At 62.0% G+C, this 25,616-nt stretch carries 25 protein-coding genes; 18 read left to right on the forward strand and 7 right to left on the reverse strand.

Annotation, left to right across the window (positions count from 1 at the left end; translation table 11 throughout):
• The first annotated feature begins 26 nt into the window (after nt 1-26).
• The 18 genes from fabF (at nt 27) to C7I36_RS17655 (ending at nt 19,037) form a co-directional block, all read left to right on the forward strand.
• Nucleotides 27-1,268 carry a beta-ketoacyl-ACP synthase II gene (gene fabF, locus C7I36_RS01535; RefSeq protein ID WP_106451991.1) on the forward strand — a complete coding sequence of 414 codons (1,242 nt, stop codon included), beginning with the start codon at nt 27-29 and terminating at the stop codon, nt 1,266-1,268.
• Nucleotides 1,269-1,326: 58 nt separating this feature from the next.
• On the forward strand, nt 1,327-2,118 hold the full coding sequence (pabC, locus tag C7I36_RS01540; RefSeq protein ID WP_106451992.1) for an aminodeoxychorismate lyase: 792 nt from the start codon (nt 1,327-1,329) through the stop codon (nt 2,116-2,118).
• Complete coding sequence (gene mltG / locus C7I36_RS01545) at nt 2,102-3,109, forward strand: endolytic transglycosylase MltG (protein WP_106451993.1); 1,008 nt, start codon at nt 2,102-2,104, stop codon at nt 3,107-3,109. Before pabC ends, mltG begins: the two co-directional genes overlap by 17 nt.
• Before the next feature lie 3 nt (nt 3,110-3,112).
• Nucleotides 3,113-3,736 carry a dTMP kinase gene (gene tmk, locus C7I36_RS01550; RefSeq protein WP_106451994.1) on the forward strand — a complete coding sequence of 208 codons (624 nt, stop codon included), beginning with the start codon at nt 3,113-3,115 and terminating at the stop codon, nt 3,734-3,736.
• Entirely contained in the window at nt 3,721-4,680 is a 960-nt protein-coding gene (gene holB, locus C7I36_RS01555) for a DNA polymerase III subunit delta' (protein WP_106451995.1), read from the forward strand. The genes tmk and holB overlap by 16 nt, the downstream gene beginning before the upstream one ends.
• A gap of 17 nt (nt 4,681-4,697) precedes the next feature.
• Nucleotides 4,698-5,486: a TatD family hydrolase gene (locus C7I36_RS01560; protein ID WP_181256274.1), complete on the forward strand. Its 789-nt coding sequence runs from the start codon at nt 4,698-4,700 to the stop codon at nt 5,484-5,486.
• 242 nt (nt 5,487-5,728) lie between these two features.
• On the forward strand, nt 5,729-6,151 hold the full coding sequence (locus C7I36_RS01565; RefSeq protein ID WP_106451997.1) for an NfeD family protein: 423 nt from the start codon (nt 5,729-5,731) through the stop codon (nt 6,149-6,151).
• Between the two features lie 52 nt (nt 6,152-6,203).
• The gene (locus C7I36_RS01570; protein WP_106451998.1) at nt 6,204-7,154 is read left to right on the forward strand and encodes an SPFH domain-containing protein; all 951 of its coding nucleotides are present in this window, start codon (nt 6,204-6,206) and stop codon (nt 7,152-7,154) included.
• Nucleotides 7,155-7,413: 259 nt separating this feature from the next.
• Nucleotides 7,414-8,133, forward strand: a complete 720-nt coding sequence (locus C7I36_RS01575; protein ID WP_106451999.1) for a GntR family transcriptional regulator — start codon at nt 7,414-7,416, stop codon at nt 8,131-8,133.
• Entirely contained in the window at nt 8,130-9,008 is an 879-nt protein-coding gene (gene prpB, locus C7I36_RS01580) for a methylisocitrate lyase (RefSeq protein WP_106452000.1), read from the forward strand. Before C7I36_RS01575 ends, prpB begins: the two co-directional genes overlap by 4 nt.
• Before the next feature lie 36 nt (nt 9,009-9,044).
• A complete protein-coding gene (gene prpC, locus C7I36_RS01585) occupies nt 9,045-10,205 on the forward strand; it encodes a bifunctional 2-methylcitrate synthase/citrate synthase (RefSeq protein ID WP_106452001.1) in 1,161 nt (386 codons plus the stop codon).
• Between the two features lie 8 nt (nt 10,206-10,213).
• Nucleotides 10,214-12,793, forward strand: a complete 2,580-nt coding sequence (acnD, locus tag C7I36_RS01590; RefSeq protein ID WP_181256265.1) for a Fe/S-dependent 2-methylisocitrate dehydratase AcnD — start codon at nt 10,214-10,216, stop codon at nt 12,791-12,793.
• Between the two features lie 122 nt (nt 12,794-12,915).
• Nucleotides 12,916-14,091: a 2-methylaconitate cis-trans isomerase PrpF gene (gene prpF / locus C7I36_RS01595; protein ID WP_106452003.1), complete on the forward strand. Its 1,176-nt coding sequence runs from the start codon at nt 12,916-12,918 to the stop codon at nt 14,089-14,091.
• Nucleotides 14,092-14,143: 52 nt separating this feature from the next.
• Nucleotides 14,144-16,018, forward strand: coding sequence for a propionyl-CoA synthetase (locus C7I36_RS01600; RefSeq protein WP_106452004.1), 1,875 nt, complete (start codon nt 14,144-14,146; stop codon nt 16,016-16,018).
• A gap of 7 nt (nt 16,019-16,025) precedes the next feature.
• Nucleotides 16,026-18,137: a DUF4172 domain-containing protein gene (locus tag C7I36_RS17645; RefSeq protein ID WP_245879999.1), complete on the forward strand. Its 2,112-nt coding sequence runs from the start codon at nt 16,026-16,028 to the stop codon at nt 18,135-18,137.
• A gap of 15 nt (nt 18,138-18,152) precedes the next feature.
• On the forward strand, nt 18,153-18,644 hold the full coding sequence (locus C7I36_RS01610; RefSeq protein WP_106452006.1) for a GNAT family N-acetyltransferase: 492 nt from the start codon (nt 18,153-18,155) through the stop codon (nt 18,642-18,644).
• Nucleotides 18,634-18,885 carry a GNAT family N-acetyltransferase gene (locus C7I36_RS17650; protein WP_245880013.1) on the forward strand — a complete coding sequence of 84 codons (252 nt, stop codon included), beginning with the start codon at nt 18,634-18,636 and terminating at the stop codon, nt 18,883-18,885. The genes C7I36_RS01610 and C7I36_RS17650 overlap by 11 nt, the downstream gene beginning before the upstream one ends.
• On the forward strand, nt 18,777-19,037 hold the full coding sequence (locus C7I36_RS17655; RefSeq protein WP_245880000.1) for a GNAT family N-acetyltransferase: 261 nt from the start codon (nt 18,777-18,779) through the stop codon (nt 19,035-19,037). Before C7I36_RS17650 ends, C7I36_RS17655 begins: the two co-directional genes overlap by 109 nt.
• Before the next feature lie 480 nt (nt 19,038-19,517).
• On the opposite strand, the gene hisIE is transcribed toward C7I36_RS17655, so the two are convergent.
• The 7 genes from hisIE to hisD are packed head-to-tail and all read right to left on the reverse strand — an operon-like array spanning nt 19,518 to nt 25,616.
• A complete protein-coding gene (gene hisIE / locus C7I36_RS01620) occupies nt 19,518-20,126 on the reverse strand; it encodes a bifunctional phosphoribosyl-AMP cyclohydrolase/phosphoribosyl-ATP diphosphatase HisIE (protein ID WP_106452007.1) in 609 nt (202 codons plus the stop codon).
• Nucleotides 20,119-20,892 carry an imidazole glycerol phosphate synthase subunit HisF gene (hisF, locus tag C7I36_RS01625; RefSeq protein WP_106452008.1) on the reverse strand — a complete coding sequence of 258 codons (774 nt, stop codon included), beginning with the start codon at nt 20,890-20,892 and terminating at the stop codon, nt 20,119-20,121. The genes hisIE and hisF overlap by 8 nt, the downstream gene beginning before the upstream one ends.
• On the reverse strand, nt 20,874-21,611 hold the full coding sequence (gene hisA / locus C7I36_RS01630) for a 1-(5-phosphoribosyl)-5-[(5-phosphoribosylamino)methylideneamino]imidazole-4-carboxamide isomerase (protein WP_106452009.1): 738 nt from the start codon (nt 21,609-21,611) through the stop codon (nt 20,874-20,876). Before hisA ends, hisF begins: the two co-directional genes overlap by 19 nt.
• Complete coding sequence (hisH, locus tag C7I36_RS01635; protein ID WP_106452010.1) at nt 21,611-22,201, reverse strand: imidazole glycerol phosphate synthase subunit HisH; 591 nt, start codon at nt 22,199-22,201, stop codon at nt 21,611-21,613. Before hisH ends, hisA begins: the two co-directional genes overlap by 1 nt.
• Nucleotides 22,198-23,268, reverse strand: coding sequence for a bifunctional histidinol-phosphatase/imidazoleglycerol-phosphate dehydratase HisB (hisB, locus tag C7I36_RS01640; protein WP_106452011.1), 1,071 nt, complete (start codon nt 23,266-23,268; stop codon nt 22,198-22,200). The genes hisH and hisB overlap by 4 nt, the downstream gene beginning before the upstream one ends.
• Nucleotides 23,269-24,327: a histidinol-phosphate transaminase gene (hisC, locus tag C7I36_RS01645; RefSeq protein ID WP_106452012.1), complete on the reverse strand. Its 1,059-nt coding sequence runs from the start codon at nt 24,325-24,327 to the stop codon at nt 23,269-23,271.
• Nucleotides 24,324-25,616, reverse strand: coding sequence for a histidinol dehydrogenase (gene hisD, locus C7I36_RS01650; protein WP_106452013.1), 1,293 nt, complete (start codon nt 25,614-25,616; stop codon nt 24,324-24,326). Before hisD ends, hisC begins: the two co-directional genes overlap by 4 nt.

Below are 25,616 nucleotides of genomic sequence, written 5' to 3' on the forward strand. Positions count from 1 at the left end.
TTTAACTCCCATTCGGAGGCTCTCCTGTGTCCAAACGCAGAGTCGTGGTGACTGGCCTCGGTATGCTCTCTCCTGTCGGAAACTCGGTCGATGCCAGCTGGCAGGCCCTGCTGGCAGGTCAAAGCGGCATCACCAACATTGAGCACTTTGATACCACCGATTACACCACCAAGTTTGCCGGCCTGGTCCAAGACTTCGACCCGGAAGCACATGGCATTGCCAAAAAAGAAGCCCGCAAGATGGACCTGTTCATCCAGTACGGGGTGGCTGCCGGCCTGCAGGCGCTGACCGATTCCGGTCTCGACATTACCGACGCCAATGCGGATCGCGTTGGCGTGTCCATTGGCTCGGGCATCGGTGGCCTGGGGCTGATTGAACAAAACCACAGCAACCTGATGGCCAGTGGCCCGCGCAAGCTGAGTCCCTTTTTCGTGCCGTCCACCATCATCAACATGGTGTCTGGCCATCTGTCGATCATGAAAGGGCTGCGCGGCCCCAATATCGCGGCCACCACCGCCTGCACCACGGGCACCCACAGCATCGGCCTGGCGGCGCGGATGATCGCCTACGGTGATGCCGACGCCATGCTGGCCGGCGGTACCGAAAAAGCCTCCACCCCCATGGGCATGGGCGGCTTTGCGGCGGCCCGGGCGCTGTCCACCCGCAACGACGCTCCCCAGCAAGCCAGCCGCCCCTGGGACAAGGAGCGGGATGGCTTTGTGCTGGGCGACGGCGCCGGCGTCATGATGCTCGAAGAGTACGAGCATGCGGTGGCCCGTGGCGCCCGCATCTATGCGGAGCTGGTCGGCTTTGGCATGAGCGGCGACGCCCACCATATGACGGCACCGCCCGATGACGGCAGCGGCGCCGCCGCGGCCATGGCCAACGCCATTCGTGACGCCGGCATCGCCCCCGAGGTTATCGGATACGTCAACGCACACGGCACCTCCACCCCCCTGGGAGACGTGGCCGAGCTGCGCGGCGTGAAAAAGGTGTTTGGCGACCACGCCTATCGGCTGATGGTCAGTTCCACCAAGTCCATGACTGGCCACCTGCTGGGTGCGGCCGGGGCGGTGGAAGCCATCATCACTGTACTGGCCCTGCGGGACCAGATGGCACCGCCTACCATCAACCTGGATAACCCGGACGAAGAATGCGATCTGGATCTGGTGGCCCATACCGCCAAGCCCGGCCAGTTTGAGTACGCCCTGTCGAATTCCTTTGGCTTCGGCGGCACCAATGGCTCATTGATTTTCAAACGCATATAATGGCCTTTTTGGCCTGAAACAGCCCGGCCCCAGTGCCGGGCTTTTTTATCGGAATCGCATGCAGAAAATCTTCAGCGAACACCAGGAGGCACTCAGCCGGGGCTGGCAACTCGGCGACGGCCATTTTACCACCCTGCACGCCCGGCGTGGTCGGCTGCGGCTGTGGCCGTACCACCAGGCACGACTGGCGGAAGCCTGCCGGCGGCTGTTGATGGCGCCGCCGGACTGGGACGCCCTGTACCGGCAGGCGACGGCGGCGGCAGAGGACCGGGAAACGGTGGTGCGCGTCACCCTGCTGCGCGGACCCGGAGCCCGCGGCTATGGTATTGCCGGCTGTGCCGACCCGACCCTGGTGATCAATACCGCGCCGTTTCCCCAAGCCTACCTGGATTGGCGGGACACCGGCGTGGAGATCGGCGTTTGCGCCGGCCGCCTCGGGCATTCGCCCCTGCTGGCGGGGTTGAAAACCGTTAACCGGCTGGAGCAGGTGTTGCTCAAGGCCGAGCTGGAACGGGCCGGCCTGGCGGAAGGCGTGGTGCTGGATCAGGACGGCCACGTGCTTGAGGCGGTCACCGCCAACCTGTTTTGGCGCCGGGGCGAGCATATTTATACGCCCGTCCTCGACCGGGGCGGGGTACGCGGCACCCTGCGCGGCTGGCTGCTGGATCGGCTGGGCCATCGGGTGCGGCAGGTGCGTGCTCCCCTGCAGGAACTGCTGGCGGCGGACGAGGCCTGGCTGTGCAATGCCCTTATGGGCATAGTGCCGGTTGCCGCCATCGCCGGCCATTCTCTGCCTTCTTCCTTTTCCACCGCAAGGGGATTACAGCAACAATATGAACAGATTGATTAAATGGCTGGGGCGGCTGATGCTGCTGCTGACCCTGGTCATACTGGGCCTGGGCGGCTACGGCTTCAGCCAGTGGCAGAAGCTGGAGCGGATGACCATAGCCGAATCCGGGGAGCCGCTATTTGTGGTCGCCCGGGGTGAAAACAGTTTTCAGCTGATCAACCGGCTGAGCAGCGAGCCGGTGCCCGAGCTTCAGCGTCGGCTTTGGCTCAAGTTTCATCCGGAACTGGCTGCCGTACGCCAGGGCACCTACCGGCTGGAGCCGGGCATGAGCCTGCGCGAGGCGTTGATGACCTTCGTCAACGGCGATGTCTATCGTCTGCAGGTGACCCTGGTGGAGGGGTTGCGTCTGAGCGACTGGCGCGGCCGGCTGGCCGAGGCCGAGTATCTGGCGCATGAGCTGGACGGCGTGGGCGAGGCGGAGCTGGCCGGGCGGCTGGGGGCTGAACACGGCAGGCTGGAAGGCCTGTTCCTGCCGGAAACCTACAGTTATACCCCGGGCGACAGCGACTTTTCGGTGCTGAGCCGGGCCTATCAGGAAATGCAGCGCTTCCTCGACGAGGCCTGGGAGGCGCGTATGGACGGCCTGCCCATCAACAGTCCCTATGAGGCGCTGATTTTGGCTTCCATCATCGAAAAGGAAACCGGCATCGCCGAAGAGCGGCCGCTCATCGCCTCCGTGTTCGTCAACCGGCTGCGCCGGGGCATGCGGCTGCAGACCGATCCCACCGTGATCTACGGCATGGGGGAGGATTATGACGGCAATATCCGCAAGCGGGATCTGCAGACCCATACTCCCTACAATACCTATATGATCGATGGCCTGCCGCCCACTCCCATCGCCATGCCCAGCAAGGCGTCGATACAGGCGGCGCTCAATCCGGTTGCCAGCGACTACTACTATTTCGTGGCCATGGGCGAGGGGCGCCATTATTTTTCCAAGACCCTGCGCGAGCACAACAACGCGGTGCGCCGCTACATTCTGAACAGGTAAGCCATGAGCCGTTTTATTGTGATTGAAGGTCTGGAAGGGGCCGGCAAAAGCACGGTGCAGGCCCATGTGGTGCACTGGCTTGAAGCCCAGGGCCACAGGGTGATCACCACCCGGGAGCCCGGCGGCACACCGCTGGCGGAAAAAATGCGCGCCCTGGTGAAGGAAGTGCACGAGGAGCCGCTGACCATGGAGGCCGAGCTGCTGCTGATGTATGCCGCCCGGGTGCAACTGGTGAAAAACCGCATTCAGCCGGCCCTGCGGGACGGCACCTGGGTGGTGGGCGACCGCCATGATCTCTCTTCCCGAGCCTACCAGGGCGGCGGACGCGGCATAGAGGATCGTCTGATTTGTCAGATCAAGCAGGCGGTGCTGGGAGACTTTAAACCGGATCTTACCCTTTACCTGGACATCGATCCCGCCGCTGGCCTGGCACGGGCCCGTGGCCGGGGCGAGCTGGATCGCATTGAGCTGGAAAAGATCGACTTTTTCGAGCGCACCCGGGCCCGTTATCTTGAGCTGGTGCAGGCCGATCCCGACTGCGAGCGGATCGACGCTTCCGGCAACGAGCAGGAAGTGAAAACACGGGTGCTGGCCTGTCTGGAGCGACGACTGTGTACCCCTGGCTGACGCCGGTCTGGCAGCCGCTGCTGCAGGGGGTACGCGAGCGCCGGCTGGGCCATGCATTGCTGCTCAAGGGCATGGCGGGCCTGGGCAAGCGCGAGCTGGCCGGCAGGCTGGCAACAACATTATTATGCCAACATACAAATAATGCCCCTTGCGGCATGTGCCATGCCTGTGAACTCAATGCCGCCGGCAGCCACTCGGATCTGCAGGTAGTTGGCCGGGAAGGGCGCAGCATCGGCATCGACGCCATCCGCGAGCTCAGCCGCATCATGGGCGAAAGCGCCCGGTTGGGCCACGGCAAGGTGGCCATTATCGAGCGGGCCGAGCTGATGACAGATGCCGCTGCCAATGCCCTGCTGAAAACCCTGGAAGAGCCGGCGGGCGAGGCCACACTGATTCTGGTGTCGTCGCAGCCGGAACGGCTGCTGCCCACCCTCATCAGCCGCTGCCAGCAGTGGCTGGTGCCGCTGCCAGATACTCAACTGGCACTGGCCTGGCTGCAGGAGCAGGGCGTGGCCGCCACTCCGGCGGCGCTCAGTATCAATCAGGGCTCGCCGCTGCAGACCCTGGACTACCTGAACACGGGGGCCGACGACAAGCGGCTGCAGTTGCTCACCGCCCTGGCCGGCCTGGGGGAGACCGCTTCTCATTTGCCGACAGTGCAGGCGGGATTGCTGGAGCAGCCGGTGCACCTGGTGTGGGTGCAGCTGTTGCTGCAGGACGCGCTGCAAGTTGCCCTGGGGGCGAAGGCGCCCCTGAAACTCGATGACTGCCAACATCTCAGCCGCCGCCTGGCAGGCACCGGGCCGCTTGCCCTGCATGAGCTGAACAGCGGCCTGCTGGAGTTGCGCCGCCGGTTGCAGCCGGGGCAGGGCAGGCCCATGAATGCCGGCCTGCAGCTGAGCCAGTGGCTGCGCCGGCTGCAACAGACACTGACCCATGAATAACCGATTTACTGGAGCCGATTTTGCTGGTTGATTCCCATTGCCACCTCGACAAACTCGATTACGGCAAAAAACACAAGTCCATGGACGAGGCCATTGCCAAGGCCGCCCAACGCGGCGTAAACCATATGCTGTGCATTGGCGTGGGGCTGTCGTCCTTTCCCGACATGCTGAAGGCCATCGCGCCTTATCCCCAGGTGTTTGCGTCCTGCGGCGTGCACCCGCTGCACCAGCATGATGAACAAAACGATCCGGCGCTGCTGCGCCGGCTGGCGGATCATCCTGCGGTGGTGGCCATCGGCGAAACCGGGCTGGATTATTTCTATGCGCCTGAGACCGCCGACCTGCAAAAACGCTCTTTTGAGCAGCATGTGAAGGTGGCGGTTGAACTGAACAAGCCGCTGATCATCCACACCCGCAGTGCACAAGAAGACACACTGGAGATTTTGCGCCAGGGCAATGCCGACAAGGTGGGCGGGGTACTGCACTGCTTCACCGAGTCCCTGGAGATGGCCGAGGCCGCCATTGAACTGGGTTTTTATATTTCCATTTCCGGTATTGTCACTTTCCGCAGCGCCGATGCCCTGCGCGAAGTGGTCAAGGCCCTGCCCCTGGAGCGGCTGCTGGTGGAAACCGACTCTCCCTGGCTGGCCCCGGTGCCGTTTCGGGGCGAGGAGAACGAGCCCGCCTACACCCGCACCGTGGCCGAGTATGTGGCCAAGCTCAAGGGGGTGCCCTACGAGCAGGTGGCCCGGCAGACTACCGCCAACTTTTTTGAGCTGTTTAAACTGGCCAAACCGGTGATGTGAGGGGTAAGGCACAGACATTTTCTTTCTTGTTCCCATGCTCAGCGTGGGAACGCATAATCCCCAATCCCCAATCCCCAATCCCCAATCCCCAATCCCCAATCCCCAATCCCCAATCCCCAATCCCCAATCCCCAATCCCCAGTCCCCAGTCCCCAATCCCCAATCCCCGGTTTCCCCGCTAGCTTCCGCCTTTCACCTTTCCTATAGTAACCACTGTTCCATTCGCATCTGAGGTGATAATACGTGCTTGCCTGGCATCTCTGGCTGATTGCCGCCCTGGTGTTATTGCTGGCCGAACTGCTCGGCACCGGCTTTTTTGCCTTTGCCATGGGCCTGGCCGCGCTTGTGGCCATGGTTGCGGCCTTGTTGGAAGTGGGATCCACCGGCCAGTGGTTTACCTTTGCCATTGCCGCTGCCGTGCTGGCGCCGCTGCTGAAAAAGGCCTTTCGCCAGTATGCGCCTTCCCGCCGCAAAAGCGGCCTGGCCGGCGAAAGCCGTCATCAAACCGGAAAACTGGTGCGCCATCATAGCGGTGAGCTGCGGCTTAAGCTTGAAGGGGATCTGTTTATGGTGCGGGCCCAGCCCGGCACCGAGCTGAAGGAAGGTGATGAAGTGGAAATCGTCCGTTTCGACGGCATTACCGCTATTGTTAAACAACCCGAATAATGTCAACGAAATAACACCAACCGCCTAACGTCAAAAACAAGGGGATTTTGTCATGGACGTGATGTTGATTATTGCCCTGGTGTTTACCGTGCTGGTGCTGGCACTGGTGATCAAGGGGCTGATGATAGTGCAGCAGTCGGAAGCCGTGGTGATCGAGCGCCTGGGCAGCTACCAGAAAACCCTGAGCCCGGGCATCAACTGGATTATTCCCTTTGTCGACAAGCCCCGCTCCATCAAGGTGCGCCGCTACCAGGCCATCGGCGGCGAGAACGTGGCCGTGGTGCAGGAAGAAACCCGTATCGACCGGCGGGAAACCGTGCTCGACTTTCCCGGCCAGTCGGTGATCACCGCCGATAACGTCAGCGTGACCGTCAACGGTGCCCTGTATTTTCAGGTGATCGATCCCGAGCGGGCCGTCTACCAGGCCGAAAACCTGATTCAGGCCATCGAGATCCTGGCCAAGACCTCGCTGCGCTCGGAAGTGGGAAAAATGGAGCTCGACAAGCTGTTTGAATCCCGGCAGGAAATCAACGACAAGCTGCAAATCGTGATGGACGAAGCCGGCAACAAATGGGGGGTCAAGGTCACCCGGGTGGAAATACAGGACATCAATATTCCCGCCGAAGTGGAGGACGCCATGCGCAAGCAAATGGCCGCCGAGCGGGAGCGCCGGGCCCTGGTGCTGCAGGCCAGCGGCGAGCGGGAAGCCGCCATCGCCCGGGCCGAAGGGGAGAAACGCTCCAACATCCTGGTAGCGGAAGGGGAGCGGGAGGCGGCCATACTGATGGCGGACGGCCAGCGCCAGGCCATCGACAAGGTGCTGTCGGCCGGTAGCGACCGGCTGGATCCGCAACTGGTGGTAGGCTACCTGCTGGGGCTGGAATACCTGAAAACCCTGCCCGACATCGGCAAGGAGGGTGATCGCATCTTCCTGCCCTATGAAGCCAGCAGCGTACTCGGCGCCGTGGGCAGCATAGAAGCCTTGCTGAAGGGGAAGGTGTAGCAAGCTTCCCTATCACGGACGGCACCATGAGCCCGTTCGACCATTGCCGCTTTGCGTCAACTTGCGGGCGGACCGCCCGCGCTCCACCCGGGTCTTGTGTTTCTGGAGCGCAGGCGGCTCGCCTGCATTAGCGCCCTCGGGCGCTCCCTTCTCTTTCCCTCCGACCAAAGTCTAACCCATATTGTCAACACATCGCCTTGATGAACCTCTTGTGTACTGATATTTTTGTTTCATATCCGTTAGATTGTTGACAGTTTAAATGACAGAGCAAGCAGTAATACACCCTGACTCCGGTTTGTCGATCACCGAGGCACGGGAGCTGACCAAGTCGGAAAACCTGACCGAGCAGCTGGTGGATCTTATCGTCAAGGGGCACTTTGCCGCCGGCAGCAAGATCTCCGAGCCGGAGCTGGCGCGCCGCTTTGGCGTTAGCCGCGGGCCGCTGCGGGAAGCCATGATGCGGGTGGAAGCCCTGGGGCTGATTGAGCGGGTACCCCATGTGGGTGCCCGGGTCATTGCGCTGAGCCGGGCCAGGCTGGTGGAAATTTACGCAGTGCGCGAAGCCCTTGAGGGCATGGCGGTGCGCCTGGCCTGCCGGCACATTACCGAGGAAGAGCTGGATGCCCTGCAAGAGTTGCTGGACACCCATAAGGCTCATATCGAGGAAGTGGAGGGGGCCTCCTATTTCCACCAGCAGGGGGATTTCGACTTTCACTATCGCCTGATCCAGGCCAGCCGCAACCACACGCTGATCGGCCTGCTGTGCGACGAGCTGTACCACCTGCTGCGCATGTACCGGCACCAGTCCCAGCGCGCCTATTCCCGGCCGCAACAAGCGCTGACCGAGCATTTCCATTTGCTGGCGGCTCTGCGGGAGCGGGACGAAGAGCTGGCCGAGCTGCTGATGCGCCGTCATATCATGCGCAGCCGGCTGCTGATTGAACAACAACTCACCGAAGACAAGGAGAAAGCGTCATGAGTCCAGGGAAACGATTCCGCCAGGCGGTGGCCACCCACCGGCCGCTGCAGGTGGTGGGCACTATTAATGCCTACTGCGCCATGATGGCGGAGCAGGTGGGCCATCAGGCCATTTATCTGTCCGGCGGCGGCATTGCCAATGCCTCCTACGGCCTGCCGGATCTGGGCATTACCACCCTGAACGATGTGCTGGAAGACGTGCGCCGGGTCACGGCGGCCTCCGGCCTGCCGCTGCTGGTGGACATAGACACCGGCTTTGGCGGGGCCTTTAATATTGCCCGCACCATCAAGGAGATGGAGCGCGCCGGCGCAGCCGCCGTGCACCTGGAAGATCAGGTGGCGCAAAAGCGCTGCGGCCACCGGCCCAACAAGGCCATTGTCAGCCAGGGTGAAATGGTGGACCGGGTGAAAGCGGCGGTGGACGCCCGCACCGACGATAACTTTGTGATCATGGCCCGCACCGATGCGCTGGCGGTAGAAGGCATGGATGCCGCCATCGCGCGCGCCCTGGCCTGTGTGGAGGCGGGAGCCGACATGATCTTTCCCGAAGCCATTAACACCCTGGAGCAATACCGCCAATTTGCCGAGGCGGTAAAGGTGCCGATCCTCGCCAACATCACCGAGTTTGGCCAGACCCCGCTGTTCAGCACCGACGAGCTGGCCGAGTGCGGCGTGAGCATGGTGCTGTATCCGCTGTCGGCGTTCCGGGCCATGAACCAGGCAGCGCTCAATGTGTATCAGCACCTGCTGCAAGACGGCCATCAGCGCCAGGTGGTGGACAGCATGCAGACCCGCGAGCAGCTCTATCACTATCTGGGTTACCACGATTACGAGAACAAGCTCGACCGGTTATTCAACGAGCAAAAAGGCGACTGACCCCCTCATCGACCAAAACATAACAAGGAGAGTGCCATGACTGCGATCGCCGTAGCCGACAAGCAAAAGGATGACAAACCACTGGCAGGCGCCGGCCTGCGCGGCCAGAGTGCCGGCACCACGGCCCTGTGCACCGTGGGCAAGAGCGGTACCGGGCTGACCTACCGGGGCTATGACATTACCGACCTGGCCCACCATGCCGAATTTGAGGAAGTGGCGTATTTGCTGCTGAAAGGCAAGCTGCCCACCCAGTCCGAGCTGAATGACTACAAACACAGCCTCAAGGCCCGCCGGGGGCTGCCGCCGGCGCTGCGTCGGGTGCTGGAGGAAATCCCCGCCAATGCCCACCCCATGGATGTGATGCGCACCGGCTGCTCCATGCTGGGCAACCTGGATCAGGAGTTGGACTTTGCCGAGCAGGAAGACAAAACCGACACCTTGCTGGCCATGCTGCCGGCCATCATCTGCTACTGGTATCGCTACAGCCACGACGGCGTGCGCATCGACACCACCTGCCCGGAGCAGGACAGCATCGGCGGTTATTTTCTGGAAATGCTCACCGGCAAGGCGCCAAGCGAGCTGCATAAAAAGGTGATGCACTGCTCCCTGGTGCTCTATGCCGAACACGAGTTCAACGCCTCCACCTTCACCGCCCGGGTGTGCGCCTCCACCCTCTCCGACCTGCACTCCTGCATTACCGCCGCCATCGGCAGCCTGCGCGGCCCGCTGCACGGCGGCGCCAACGAGGCGGCCATGGAAATGATTGAACGCTGGCAGACCCCCGACGAGGCCGAAGCCGGCATACTGCAAATGCTAGCCAACAAGGAAAAAATCATGGGCTTTGGCCACGCCATTTACCGCGAGTCCGACCCGCGTAATGATCTCATCAAGGCCTGGTCGAAAAAACTCTCTGAAGATGTGGGCGACACCCACCTCTATGCGGTGTCGGAGCGGGTGGAAGCGGTGATGAAGCGGGAGAAAAACCTGTTCTGCAACGCCGACTTCTTTCACGCCTCCGCCTATCACTTTATGGGCATTCCCACCAAGCTGTTTACCCCCATTTTTGTGATGAGCCGGGTTACCGGCTGGGCCGCCCATGTGTTTGAGCAGCGCGCCAACAACCGCATTATTCGCCCCAGCGCCGACTATATTGGCCCCGAGCCGCAAGCCTGGCTGCCCATGGCCGAGCGCAAGTGAGGAATGTTATGAACAGCCAATACCGCAAGCCGCTGCCGGGCACGGAACTCGACTACTTTGATGCGCGGGCAGCGGTGAACGCCATTGCCCCCGGTGCCTATGAGGGCTTGCCCTATGCATCACGGGTGCTGGCCGAGCAACTGGTGCGCCGCTGCGCGCCCGAGCATCTCACCGACAGCCTTAAACAACTGATTGAGCGCCGCCGCGACCTCGACTTTCCCTGGTATCCGGCGCGAGTGGTGTGCCACGACATTCTGGGGCAAACCGCATTGGTTGATTTGGCTGGCCTGCGGGACGCCATTGCTGCACAAGGGGGGGAGCCGGCCCGGGTGAACCCTGTGGTGCAAACCCAGCTGATTGTGGATCATTCCCTGGCGGTGGAGCATGCCGGCTTTGAGCCGGACGCTTTTGACAAAAACCGCGCCATTGAAGACAGGCGTAACGAAGACCGCTTTCACTTTATTGAATGGTGCAAAACCGCCTTTGAGAACGTGAGCGTGATCCCCGCCGGCAACGGCATCATGCACCAGATAAACCTGGAGAAAATGTCGCCGGTGGTGCAGGTGCAACAGGGCGTGGCCTTTCCCGACACCTGTGTGGGCACCGACAGCCACACCCCCCACGTGGATGCCTTGGGGGTGATTGCCATTGGCGTGGGCGGACTGGAAGCCGAAACCGTGATGCTGGGGCGTCCCTCCATGATGCGCCTGCCGGACATAGTGGGCGTTAAGCTCACCGGCCGTCGCCAGCCCGGCATTACCGCCACCGACATAGTGCTGGCACTGACCGAGTTCTTGCGGGAGCAGCGGGTGGTGTCGGCCTGGCTGGAATTCTTTGGTGAAGGCACTCAACACCTCACCATTGGCGACCGGGCCACCATCTCCAACATGACCCCGGAATACGGGGCCACCGCCGGCCTGTTTTACATCGACCAGCAGACCATCAACTACCTGAAACTCACCGGCCGCGACGACGAGCAGGTAAAACTGGTGGAAACCTATGCCCGGCACACCGGACTGTGGGCGGACGATTTGCGTACTGCTCAGTATGAACGGGTGCTGGAGTTTGATATTGGCGCAGTAACCCGCAACATGGCGGGGCCGTCCAACCCGCACCGGCGGCAGCCTACCTCGGCGCTGGCGGAGCGGGGCATTGCCGGGCCCTGGCAGCAAGAGCCGGGCAAGCTGCCGGACGGGGCCATTATTATTGCCGCCATTACGTCATGCACCAACACCAGCAACCCGCGCAACGTGGTGGCGGCGGGGCTGCTGGCCAAAAAGGCCAACGCCCTTGGCTTAACGCGCAAGCCCTGGGTAAAAACCTCCTTTGCGCCGGGCTCCAAGGTGGCAAAATTGTATCTGGAAGAAGCGGGCCTGCTGCCGGAGCTGGAGCAACTGGGTTTTGGCATTGTGGGTTATGCCTGCACCACCTGTAATGGCATGAGCGGCGCGCTCGACCCCGATATTCAGCAAGAGATCATCGAGCGTGACCTTTACACCACGGCGGTGCTCTCGGGCAACCGCAACTTCGACGGCCGCATTCACCCTTACGCCCGGCAGGCGTTTCTGGCCTCGCCGCCGCTGGTGGTGGCCTATGCCCTGGCAGGCTCCATTCGCTTTGACATAGAGCGGGACGCCCTGGGCACGGACGCCAATGGCAAGCCCATTTACCTGAACGACCTCTGGCCCAGCGATGAAGAAATTGATGCGGTGGTGGAGCAATACGTAAAGCCCGAGCAGTTCAAGCAGGTGTACATTCAAATGTTCAAGCTGAACGACGCCGCCGACCGCACGCCGCCGCTTTACGACTGGCGGCCCAACAGTACCTACATTCGCCGCCCGCCCTACTGGGAAGGGGCCCTGGCCGGAAAATGCAGCCTCACCGGCATGCGGCCGCTGGCCATTCTGGGGGACAACATCACCACCGATCATCTGTCGCCGTCCAACGCCATTTTGCCCACCAGCGCGGCGGGGGAATACCTGGCCCGCATGGGGGTGCCGGAAGAAGACTTTAACTCCTACGCCACCCATCGCGGCGATCACCTTACCGCCCAGCGGGCGACCCTCGCCAACCCCAAGCTGTTTAATGAAATGGTGCAGGAAAACGGCAAGGTGGTACAGGGGTCGCTGGCGCGCATAGAGCCCGAGGGCAAGGTCACCCGCATGTGGGAAGCGATAGAAACCTACATGAACCGCAAGCAGCCGCTGATCATCATTGCCGGGGCGGACTACGGCCAGGGCTCGTCCCGGGACTGGGCCGCCAAGGGGGTGCGCCTGGCAGGAGTGGAAGCCATTGTGGCTGAAGGTTTTGAGCGCATTCACCGCACCAACCTGGTGGGCATGGGGGTGCTGCCGCTGGAGTTTATGCCCGGCACCAACCGCCACACGCTTGGCCTTGATGGCACCGAGCTCTATGACGTGCAGGGCCACCTTCAGCCCGGTGCCGAATTGACCCTGGTGATCACCCGCACCAACGGCGAGCAGGAAAAAGTGCCCGTGCGCTGCCGGCTGGACACCGCCGACGAGCTGAATGTGTACAGCGCCGGCGGCGTGCTGCAGCGCTTTGCTCAGGATTTTCTGGCGGGGTGAGGGTTAATGCGTTTGTAGGCCCCAATTTATTGGGGCAAACCGTGCCATGTACGTGCATATTTGCCCCGTTAAAACGGGGCCTACAAATGCAAACGACGACGTCGTTATAAAAGGAACCAACCATGGCAAGCAATGAATTTCCGCCCCAGCTGAAAATACCCGCCACCTACATGCGCGGCGGCACCAGCAAAGGGGTGTTTTTTAACCTGGCCGATCTGCCGCCGGCGGCGCAGGTGCCCGGCGAGGCCAGAGACCAGCTGCTGCTGCGGGTGATTGGCAGCCCGGATCCTTACGGCAAGCACACCGACGGCATGGGCGGGGCCACCTCCAGCACCAGCAAGGCGGTGATTGTCTCCCAAAGCCAACAGCCCGATCACCATGTGGACTATCTGTTCGGCCAGGTGTCCATTGACCAGCCCTTGGTGGACTGGAGCGGCAACTGCGGCAACCTGTCCGCCGCCGTTGGCCCCTTTGCCATTCACGCGGGCCTGATCCCGCCCGAATGCATTCCCCACAACGGGGTGATGGCGGTGCGGGTATGGCAGGCCAACATTGGCAAAACCCTGGTGGTGCAGGTGCCGATACGCAACGGCCAGGTGCAGGAAACCGGCGACTTTGAGCTGGACGGCGTGACCTTTCCCGCCGCCGAAATACAGGTGGATTTTATGGCACCGGGCGAGGGGGCCATATTCCCTACCGGCCAGCTGATGGACCGGCTGGAAGTGCCGGGCCTCGGCATGCTGGAAGCCACGCTGATTAACGCCGGCATTCCCACCATTTTTATCAACGCTCACTCACTTGGCTTTAGCGGCACCGAGCTGCAGGGCGACATTAACGGCAATGCGGACACCCTGGCCCTGTTTGAGCGCATTCGCGCCGCCGGGGCCGTGAAAATGGGGCTTATCAGCTCACCGGAGCAGGCCGCCAGCCGCCAGCACACGCCCAAGGTGGCCTTTGTGGCAGAGCCGGCGGCCTATGTGGCGTCCAGCGGCAAAACCGTGGAGCAAACCGACATTGATGTGCTGGTGCGGGCGCTTTCCATGGGCAAGCTGCACCACGCCATGATGGGCACCGCCGCCGTGGCCATTGCCGCCGCCGCCTGTGTGCCCGGCACCCTGGTCAACCTGGCCGCCGGTGGTGGCGAAAAAACCTCGGTCACTTTTGGTCATCCGTCCGGCACCCTGAAAGTGGGAGCCGAAGCCCGCCACACCGAGCAGGGCTGGGAAGTGGAAAAGGTCACCATGAGCCGCAGCGCGCGCATTTTAATGGAAGGAGCCGTGCGCGTGCCGTTTGCATAACCCCCCATGCGCCCGCGGCGCTTAAGGACAAGCAATGTCAGGAGCAAACACCATGTTTACCTATCAGCAGGCATTTGATTTGGCGGCCAGCTCGCCGGAAACCTTCTGGAAGCAGCAGGCCGAACAGCTGGACTGGTTTACCTTTCCGCAAACCATATTAAGCACGGACGAACACGGCATTGAGCGCTGGTTTGCCGACGGCGAGCTGAACACCGCCCATCTGGCGCTGGATTACCATGTGGAGCAGGGCAGGGGGGACCAGACTGCCCTGATTTACGACTCGCCGGTGACCGGCAAAAAGGCCCGCTACACCTACCGGGTGCTGCGGGATCAGGTGGCCAGGGTGGCCGGCATGTTGGCCGGGCTCGGCGTGCAAAAGGGCGACAGAGTGGTGATTTACATGCCCATGATCCCCCAGGCCGCCATGGCCATGCTGGCCTGTGCCCGCCTGGGGGCCATTCATTCCGTGGTGTTCGGCGGTTTTGCGCCCCACGAGCTGGCGGTGCGCATTGAAGATGCCGAACCCAAAGTGCTGCTCACCGCCAGCTGCGGGGTGGAAGTGAACAAGGTGATCCCCTACAAGCCGCTGGTGGACAAGGCGGTGATGGACAGCCGCTGGAAGCCGGAGCACGTGGTGGTGTTTCAGCGCCGGGAATGCCCGGCGGAGCTGCCCCATGATCGGGACAAGGACTGGGCGGCGCTGATGCAAAACGCCGAGCCTCACCCCTGTGTGCCGGTGCGGGCCACGGATCCGCTTTACATTCTGTATACCTCGGGCACCACCGGCAAACCCAAGGGCGTGGTGCGCGACAACGGCGGCCATGCGGTGGCGCTGCACTACAGCATGCACACCATTTACAACCTAAAGCCCGGCGATGTGTTCTGGGCCGCCTCCGACGTGGGCTGGGTGGTGGGCCATTCCTACATAGTGTATGCGCCGCTGATTTACGGCTGCACCACCATTTTGTATGAAGGCAAGCCGGTGAAAACCCCGGATCCCGGTGCCTTCTGGCGGGTATGCGACGAATACGGCGTAAAGGCGCTGTTTTCCGCCCCCACGGCGTTTCGCGCCATCAAGAAGGAAGACCCTAACGGCGAGCAGCTTAAGCATTACCCCATGGAGCCGCTCACCACCATCTTTATGGCCGGCGAGCGGCTGGACCCGCCCACCCTGGAGTGGGTGCAGAACCACACCCAGCGCCCGGTGGTGGATCACTGGTGGCAGACCGAAACCGGCTGGGCCATTGCCGCCAACCCATTGGGGCTGGAGCGCTTTGCCACCAAACCCGGCTCCGCCACCAAACCCGTTCCGGGTTACAAGGTACAAGTGCTCAATGAGCTGGGGGAAGCCCAAGCCCCCGGCGAGCAGGGCTACATTGCCATTGCCCGGCCGCTGCCCCCGGGCTGTTTGCCCACGGTGTGGCGCAACCACGACCGGTTTGAATCCGGCTATCTCGGCCAGTTTCCGGGCTTTTATGTATCCGGCGACGGGGGCTATATGGACGAAGAGGGCTACCTGTTCGTGATGGGCCGCATGGACGACGTGATCAACGTGGCCGGCCACCGGCTTTCCACCGGCGAAATGGAAGAAATTGTGGGCAGCCACGAGGCGGTGGCCGAATGCGCCGTGGTGGGCGTGCACGACGAGCTGAAAGGCCAGCTGCCCCTGGGGCTGGTGGTACTGAAAGATGGCTATGTGTCGGAAAACGGCAGCATTGAGCGGGCGCTGCTGCAACTGGTGCGCGATCAGGTGGGTGCGGTGGCCTGCTTTAAACGAGCCATTATTGTGGACCGGCTGCCCAAAACCCGCTCCGGTAAAATACTGCGCCGGGTGATCCGCCAGATCGCCGACGGCGAGCAATACGTGGTGCCGTCCACCATCGACGACCCCAGCGCACTGGAAGAGCTGGCGCGGGTGCTGGAGTAACTTCCCTGTGAGCCGATTAATTGCCATAATCGGCTCATATTTTGATTCGATTAGGGTGGTTATTCGGCTCATGTACATCTGGCAACATAATGACTGGCCTCATTTCCGTTGGGATGAAACGTCGCTTAAACCCAGGCTTGACGAGATCCGCTGGCTGCAGGGGAGGCTGTTGGGCCGCACTGAGGTGGCCCCTGCGCAAACCGACTCCGCCGTGGAAATGGACGCCCTGATCCAGAATGCCATCCGCACAAGCGAAATTGAGGGTGAGCACCTGGATGTGGGATCGGTTCGATCGTCGGTGGCCCGTCAGCTTGGGCTTGAGCAGGCCGGTATGGCCGGCAGACCCACTCCCGAGACCGACTCTCTGGTAGCCTTGTTACTGGAAGCCACCCATCAGCCCGAACAACCATTGTCTTGTGAGCAGTTATGCCGCTGGCAGGCACAGCTGTTTCCTGTTCAGGGTATGTTTTCCCGTATTGTGATGGGTGGGCTGCGAGGGGAACACCCTATGCAGGTGATATCCGGACGAATGGATAACCCCACTGTTCATTTTGAAGCACCGCCCAGGCAGGGGCTGGAGCAGCAACTGAACGCCTTTATTGACTGGTTTAATCATCCGCCGGCACAACTTGATGCCATTCTCAGAGCCGGTATTGCTCATTTATGGCTGATCACCCTGCATCCGTTTGATGATGGCAACGGCCGGGTAACCAGAGCGGTTACCGACAGGGCGCTGGCCCAGGCCGAGGCCCGCTCCGTGCGTTTTTATTCTCTGAGTGCAGCCATTATGGCCCGGCGTAATGGCTATTATGACCACCTCGAACAAACCCAGAAGGGTAATCTGGACATCACCATCTGGCTGGCCTGGTTTTTGGACACTTTGCAAGAGGCACTGCAGCAGGCACTGGCCCGGGTTGATCGGGTACTGGAAAAGACGCGTTTCTGGCAGCGACATGCAAAAACGCCCCTGAGCGAACGGCAGATAAAGGTACTTAACCGGCTGCTGGATAACGCCGGAGAAGAGTTTGAAAGCGGCATTAACACCCGCAAATATCAGGCGCTGGCCAAGGTGAGCAAGGCCACGGCCACACGTGATCTGGCCGATCTGGTAGAAAAAGGATGTTTGCACAGCCTACCGGGCGGAGGGCGCAGCACCCGGTATGGGCTGGCTTACGGGAAAAGTAATAACATGAATACCTATCCCATTGGCACTCCCGGCACGCCTTGGGGCGAGGCGGAGCGCGCCCAGTGGCTGGCGCTGCAGCGTCGCCAACGCAGTTATAAGAATGAGGTGCTTGCGGCCATTGAGCGCCTGACTTCGCGCTTTGAGGTGCAGCAATACGGCGAGCTGACTGTGGGCGATGAACGTTTTCCGCTGATGGCCATTCACAGCCGCGACTGGCGGGAGGAGCTGCCGGTGGTGCTGGTCACCGGGGGTGTGCACGGGTATGAAACCAGCGGCGTGCACGGGGCGCTGCAGTTTGTGGAGCAGCATGGCGAGCACTACGCCGGCCGAGTGAATTGGCTGGTGGCGCCTTGCGTCAGCCCCTGGGCTTATGAGCGCATTCAGCGCTGGAACGCCAATGCGGTGGATCCGAACCGTTCATTTACAGCAAACAGCCCGGCACCCGAGTCGGCAGCACTTATGCAACTGGTGGCGCCGGTGCGTGAGCGGGTGTTGCTGCATATCGATCTGCACGAGACCACGGATACCGACGAAAGCGAGTTTCGCCCGGCGCTGGCGGCGCGGGACGGCAAACCCTTTACGCCTTGCGGCATTCCCGATGGCTTTTATCTGGTGGACGACAGCGAGAATCCGCAGCCAGCCTTTCAGCAGGCGGTAATCGCCGCAGTGGAGAAGGTCACGCACATTGCGCCGGCGGATGACCAAGGCGAGATCATCGGCTCCCCGGTGGTGGCCAACGGCGTGATTGAATATCCGCTCACAGCCCTTGGCCTGTGCGCCGGCATGACGCCTGCCCGTTACAAAACCACCACGGAAGTGTACCCCAACAGCCCCCGCGCCACGGCCGAGCAGTGCAATGCCGCCCAGGTGGCGGCGGTGTGTGCGGCCATCGACTACGCACTGGCCCAACCTCACCCTCAACCACGGAAATAAATAAGGGGAAGCACCATGATCACGCCTATTACCCGCGCAGAGTTCGAGACCTTCTGGCCCACTTTTTCCCGAGTGATGGCGGCGCAGGAGACCTATGCCTTTGCGCCGGACATGACCCTGGAGCAGGCCTATCAGCTCTGGTGCGAGCTGCCGCTGAAAACCTTTGTGTATATGGAGCAGGGCGAGGTGCTGGGCTCTTATTACCTCAAGGCCAATGCCGCCGGGCCGGGCGACCATGTGTGCAACTGCGGTTATATGGTGTCCGAAAAAGCCAGGGGCAAGGGTGTTGCCCGGGCGCTGTGCGAGCATTCCCAGCAGCAGGCGCTGGCGCTGGGCTTCAAGGCCATGCAGTTTAACAGCGTGGTTTCCACCAACGAGGTGGCGGTGGGGCTATGGCAAAAGCTCGGCTTTGAGATGGTTGGGCGGGTGCCAAAGGCGTACCGCCATGCAAAGCTTGGCTATGTGGATACCTTTGTCATGTACAAATGGTTGGCGAATGAAGGTTGAAGCTTTAACTCTTGACGAGGTGTTGCCGGTGCGCCATGCGGTGCTCTGGCCGAACGAGCTGGTGGCCTTTTGCCGAGTGGCGGAAGACGAGGCCGGCGAGCACTTCGGCGTGCGCCAGAACGGCGAGGTGATTTGTGTGGCCTCGGTGTTTTTGAGGGCGACTCGGCAAGGCTGCGCAAGTTTGCCACCAAGGTTGAGTGTCAGGGGCAGGGGGTTGGCTCTTTGGTGCTTGAGTTTTTGATTGCGCATGTGCGTGAGCGGGGCGTGCGGCGGTTCTGGTTTGATGCCCGGGCGTCGGCCACGGCGTTTTATGAGCGGTTTGGCTTTGTGGTGGACGGGGAGCGGTTTTACAAGCATCGGGTGGCGTATTACCGCATGAGCATGGTGTTGTGAGGTTTTTGAGTTTTTATTTTACATAAAGTTTGGTGGTGTGAAGTTTTTTGTCCCAATAAATTGGGGCCTACAGGCGGATCAACAGCTCATAGAGGAGGGTGCGGGGTATCTGCTTCACGACCGATCAAATGCCATGGCCGAAAATTGCTCCTGCATTTTCGGCATTCCCACCATCCATGGCGGTCAGATGCATTTGCCGAGCGACCCAGGGAGGGGCTTGAAGCGTGTCGTGAAGTAGTGCCCCGTGCCCGACGATGTGGCACGGCTTTGCAGCTCATCATCAGCAGGCTTGCGAGCAACGGGGGAGTGTGGAGCAAAGACGGGTTGCCGCGCTGCGGCAAGTTGCGGGCGGGCCGCCCGCGCTCCAGTGATTGGCGTTACTTTTATGGCTGGTGTGCATTCCCACGCGGAGCGTGGGAACGAGGAGAGGTTACCGCGTTGCGGCAAGTTGCGGGCTGGCAGCCCGCGCTCCAAACTGGCTTATTTACTGTGGCGCTCTTTGAGTTTGGCCATCACGTCGGTCAGTTCCAGGCCTTCCTGTTGCAGCAGCACGGTGAGGTGGTAAAGCAGGTCGGCAGACTCATTTACCAGCTCGTCGTGGTCGTGCACGGTGGCGGCCAGGGCCGTTTCCACGCCTTCTTCACCCACCTTTTGCGCAATGCGCTTGGTGCCCTTGGCATACAGGCTGGCGGTGTAGCTGGATTTGGGGTCTGCGCCCTTACGGCTGGCGATCACCTGTTCCAGCTCGGCGAAAAAGGTCAGCGCCGGGGCCTGTTGCTCGTTAAAGCAGGACACGGTGCCCAAATGGCAGGTGGGGCCCACCGGCTCGGCCATCACCAGCAGGGTGTCGTTATCGCAGTCGGTGGAGATGTCTTTCAGCTTCAGCACATGGCCGGAGCTTTCGCCCTTGGTCCACAGCCGGTTTTTGGTGCGGCTGAAAAAGGTCACATGCCCGGTTTCCTGGGTTTTGGCCAGGGCATCCTGGTTCATGTAGCCCAGCATCAGCACCCGGCCGCTGCGGCAGTCTTGCACAATGGCCGGCATCAGGCCGTCTACCTTGCTCCAGTCCAGTTTGGCGGCATCAATCACGGATCACGACTCCTTCCTGCTTGAGATATTGCTTGAGCTCACCAATGTTGATGATGCCCTTGTGAAACACGGAGGCGGCCAGGGCGCCGTCCACGTCCGCGTCCAGAAACGCATCGCGAAAATGCACCATTTCGCCGGCACCGCCCGAGGCGATCAGCGGCACATTGCAAATGGCCCGCACCCGCTGCAGCTGCTCCAGGTCATAGCCCTGGCGCACGCCGTCCTGGTTCATCACGTTCAGCACAATCTCGCCGGCGCCGCGCCGCTGCACTTCTTCCACCCAGTCAAAGGTGTTCCAGCGGGTTACCTGGGTGCGGCTTTCGTCACCGGTAAACTGGTGCACCTGATACTGGCCGGTGGCCTCATCAAAGTAGGAGTCAATGCCCACCACGATGCACTGCACGCCAAAGGTGTCGGCCAGCTCGGTAATGAGCGCCGGATTGGCCAGGGCGGGGGAGTTGATGGAAATCTTGTCGGCGCCGAATTCCAGAATGCGGGCCGCGTCTTCCACCGATTTAATGCCGCCGGCCACGCAGAAGGGAATGTCGATCACCTGCGCCACCCGGCTCACCCAGCTCTTGTCCACCACCCGGTCCTGGCTGGAGGCGGTGATGTCGTAAAACACCAGCTCGTCGGCGCCCTCGGCGGCGTAACGCTCCGCCAGCGGGACTATGTCGCCGATGATTTCGTGGTTGCGGAATTTCACACCTTTAACCACCTGGCCGTCTTTCACGTCCAGGCAGGGGATTATGCGTCTTGCCAGCATGCGATAGCCTCCTTGACGGTGAATTTGCCTTCCAGCAGCGAGCGGCCGAGGATCACGCCGGCCACGCCGGTGCTCTTGAGCGCCTCAATGTCGCCGATGTTGCCGATGCCGCCGGAGGCCTGCCACAAAATGGTGGGGTAGCGGGCGGCCAGCTCACGATACAGCGCCACGTTGGAGCCGGTGAGAGTGCCGTCCTTGGAGATGTCGGTGCACAGCACATGGCACAGGCCTGCGGGCAGGTAGTGCTCGAGCAGGGCCTCAATGGTGATGCCGCTGTCTTCCTGCCAGCCGGCGATGGCGATTTTTTTCTCGCCGTCGGCGGTGATGTTGATGTCCAGCGCCAGCACAATGCGATCAGGGCCGTACTGTTTGATCCAGCCGGCCACCATTTCCGGGTTCTTCACCGCGGTGGAGCCAATCACCACCCGCTGGGCACCGATGTCGAGCAGGTCTTTCACGTCCTGCTCGGTACGGATGCCGCCGCCAATCTGTACCGGCACCGGGGTGTTTTCAATCAGGCTTTTAATCACGTCCAGCTGGCGCTCGCTGCTGTTCTTGGCGCCGTCCAGATCCACCAGGTGCAGCTGGGTGGCGCCCTCGGCCACATAGAGGTCAAACCGCTCCTGGGGGGAGGCGGTGTATTCGGTTTTCTGCTGGTAGTCGCCCTGATACAGGCGCACCACCTTTCCACCGATAAGGTCTATCGCAGGAATGATCATTACAGCTCCAGAAAGTTTTTCAGCAGTTGGGCGCCGGCGGCACCGGAGCGCTCCGGGTGAAATTGCACGCCAAAGAAGTTTTCCTGGCCAATGGCGGCACTGAAGGCCTGGCCATGCTGGCTGGTGGCCAGGGTATATTCGCCCACCGGCACCGCGTAGGAGTGCACGAAATAGAAGAAGCTGCCTTCGGGAATGTCCTTGAACAGCGGGTGGCCGGGCATGGGGGTGATTTGGTTCCAGCCCATGTGGGGCAGGCGGATGCCGTCGCCCCCTTCCAGGTGCACACAGTCGGCGTCCACCTTGCCCAGGCAGTCCACGTCGCCCTCATCCGAGTGCTTCACCAGCATCTGCATGCCAAGGCAAATGCCCAGCACCGGCTGGTGCAGCTGGTCAATCAGCTCCACCAGGCCGCGCTCGTGCAGGTTTTTCATCGCCTCTTTGGCGGTGCCCACCCCGGGCAGCAGCAGCTTGTCGGCGGCCAGCACCACCTCCGGGTCGCGGCTCACGGTCACCTCATAGCCCAGGCGCTCAATGGCGTAGCGCACGGAAGAAAGGTTGGCGCAGCCGGTATCAATAATCACAACCTTCACAAAACCCCCTTGCTCGACGGCAGCTCATTGCCTTCCACCCGCACGGCCTGGCGCAGGGCGCGGCCAAAGCTCTTGAACACGCTTTCCACCATGTGGTGGGTGTTGTCGCCGGTCACCTTGAGGTGAATGTTGGCGGCCAGGCTGTCGCTCAAACTGCGGAAGAAGTGGGGCACCATTTCCACGGTAAGGTCGCCGGCCTTGGGCTGTTTGAACTCGCCTTCAAACTTCATGTAGGGCCGGCCGGAGAGATCCAGGGTCACCGCCGCTTCGCATTCGTCCATGGGCAGCACAAAGCCAAAGCGGCCAATGCCGCGCTTGTTGCCGAGTGCCTTGCGCAATGCCTCGCCCAGGGCCAGGGCGGTGTCTTCCACGGTGTGGTGATCGTCAATGTGCAGATCGCCGTCCACCTTTACGGTCAGGCGAAAACCGCCGTGAGTGGCGATTTGATCCAGCATGTGGTCGAAAAAGTGCAGGCCGGTGCTGATCTGGCTGCCGCCGGTCTGATCCAGATCCACACTCACGCGAATATCGGTTTCCTTGGTGGTGCGGGTGACTTCGGCAATGCGGCCACGGCTGGTGAGCCGGGCCACGATTTCATCCCAGCCCAGATCGTTATGGCCGTAGTGCAGGCCGGGCAGGCCCATGTTCTCCGCCAGCTGCATGTCGGTGTGGCGGTCGCCAATTACCCAGGAGTCGGTAAAGTCGATTTTGCCCTGCTGCAGGTAGTCTTTTACCAGGCCGAGGCGCGGCTTGCGGCAGGCGCAGTCGTCGTGCTGAAAGTGGGGGCAGATCAGCACATCGTCAAAGCGCACGCCCTGAGAGGTAAGGATCTGCATCATCAGGTTGTGGGGGGCGTCGAAGTCTTCCTGAGGGAAGCTGTCGGTGCCCAGACCGTCCTGGTTGGTGACCATCACCAGCCGGTAGCCGGCGTTTTGCAGGGTCAACAGGGCTGGGATCACGTTGGGCAGAAAGGCCAGCTTGTCGAGCCGGTCCAGCTGTTTGTCCACCGGCGGCTCTTCCACCATGGTGCCATCACGGTCAATAAAAAGAATGCGTTCCTTAGACACTTATTGCTCCTTTTGCAGTACGTCGCGTACCGCGTCCATTTCGGCACGGCTGCCGATAGTGATGCGAATGCAGTCGGCCAGTCCCGGCCTGCTGGCAAAGTCGCGCAATATAATACCGGCCCGGCTCATGCGGGCAAACATGTCGCTGCCCGGGGTAAAGCGCACCAGCAGGTAGTTGCCGTTAGGGGCGAACACTTCGTTCACCTGGGGGTGCTGCAAAAGCTCCTCGGCCAACTCCGCCTTCAGCTGGTTGATTTCATCCACGCGTTGGCGCATCAGCAGCAGGCCTTCTTCGCTTAAGGCCTGGGCGGCAATCTGGGCCACCGGATCCGGCACCGGATAGGGGGCAATCACCTTCAGCAGCAGGCCAATCACCTCGGGGCAGGCAAGGGTAAAGCCGCAGCGAATGCCCGCCAGGCCAAAGGCCTTGGACAGGGTGCGAATGATCACCAGCTCGTCAAACTCGGCCAGCAGGTCGGCCTGGCTGTGCTCGGGGCAAAATTCGATGTAGGCCTCGTCCACCACCACCAGGGCGCGGCCCTTGGCGGCGTTCAGCAAACGCAGCAAGCCGGCTCTGTCCACCAGATCCCCGGTGGGGTTGTTGGGGGAGCACAAAAACACCAGTTTCACCTCGCCGAGGCGGGCAATGATGGCGTCGAAGTCGGGCTGGCGGCTGTCGGTGAGCGGCACTTCCACCACGTTCACGCCATTGGTTTCGGCGCTGATGGCATACATGCCGTAGGTGGGCGGGCAAATCAGAATGCTGTCGCGACCGGGTTCACAAAAGGTGCGAATAAGCAGTTCAATGCCCTCGTCGCCGCCCCGGCTCACCAGCACCTGCTCGGGGGCCAGGCCAGCATAGGCGGCGTAGCGTTCAATCACCTGGGGCGGCTGGCATTCCGGGTAGCGGTTCAGCCGCTCGCAGTTCAGGCTGAACTGGCCGCTGTCGGCGGCTTCGTTGGCGTTCAGCCAGACGTGGCCCTGGCCACCGATGCGCCGGGCGGACTGATAGGGAGTCAGTTGCTGTACCCGGGTGCGGGCCAGTTGGGTAAGGCTCATGCTTGTTTCTCCAATTTTGCCAGGCGCAGGCTGACGGCATTCTTGTGGGCATCCAGGGTTTCGGTGGCGGCCAGCAGCTCCACCGCCGGGCCAATGGCGCGCAGGCCTTCGGGGCTCAGCTCCTGCACCGTGTAGCGGCGCTGGTAGTCGGCCAGCCCCAGGCTGGAATAGGTGCGCGCATAGCCGTAGGTGGGCAGGGTGTGGTTGGTGCCGCTGGCGTAATCCCCCACCGACTCCGGGGTCCAGGCGCCCAAAAAGATGGAGCCGGCGTTTTTCAGGCGCGGCAGCAGGGCGCGGGGGTGTTCGGTCTGCACAATCAAGTGCTCGGGGGCGTAGGCATTGGAAATGGCGGCGGCCTGCTCCAGATCCCGGCAGATAAAGGTGCGGCTCTCGGCCAGGGCCTGGCGGGCAATGTCGGCCCGGGAGAGGGCACTGAGCTGGCGCGCCAGCGCTTCGTCCACCTTGCCGGCAAAATCCCGGCTCGGGGTCACCAGGATCACCTGGGAGTCCGGGCCGTGCTCGGCCTGAGACAGCAGATCGGCGGCAATAAAGTCGGCGTCGGCAAATTCGTCGGCAATCACCAGCACTTCCGAGGGGCCGGCGGGCATGTCGATTGCCGCTCCGTCCACGTCGCCGGACACCTGCTGCTTGGCCTCGGTCACCCAGGCGTTGCCCGGGCCGAAGATTTTGTCCACCTTGGTCACGGTCTCGCTGCCGTAGGCCATGGCGGCAATGGCCTGGGCGCCCCCAAGAGTGTAAATGGCGTCCACGCCGCAACGCTTGGCGGTGTAGACAATGGCGTCGTTGATGGGGGGCGGGGAGCACAGCACTACCCGGGCGCAACCGGCGAGGCGCGCCGGAATGGCCAGCATCATCACGGTCGACACCAGGGGCGCACTGCCGCCGGGCACGTACAGGCCCACTTTTTCAATGGGCTGAAAGTGCAGCTCGCAGCGCACGCCGGGGCTGGTGTCCTGGATCACGGCTTCGGGCAGCTGGGCCCGGTGAAAGGCCTCGATGTTGCCGATGGCCAGCTCAATGGCGGCTTTCAGCTCGGGGCTGACTCGCTCAGCGGCGGCGGCAATTTCGGCGTCGGTGAGTTCAAGGCAGTCGCGCTCGGCGCGGTCCAGGGTGCGGGTGAGATCCAGCAGGGCGGCGTCGCCGCCATCGCGCACACGAGCGATAATATCGGCCACCTGGGCCTCGCGGCCGCTTTGCGCAAGGGCCGGGCGGCGCAGGGCGGCGGCCTGCTCGGCGGCACTCAGTTGGTTCCAGTCCAGGGTGTTCAT

Source organism: Zobellella taiwanensis, from assembly GCF_003012795.1.
Taxonomy (GTDB): Bacteria; Pseudomonadota; Gammaproteobacteria; order Enterobacterales; family Aeromonadaceae; genus Oceanimonas; species Oceanimonas taiwanensis.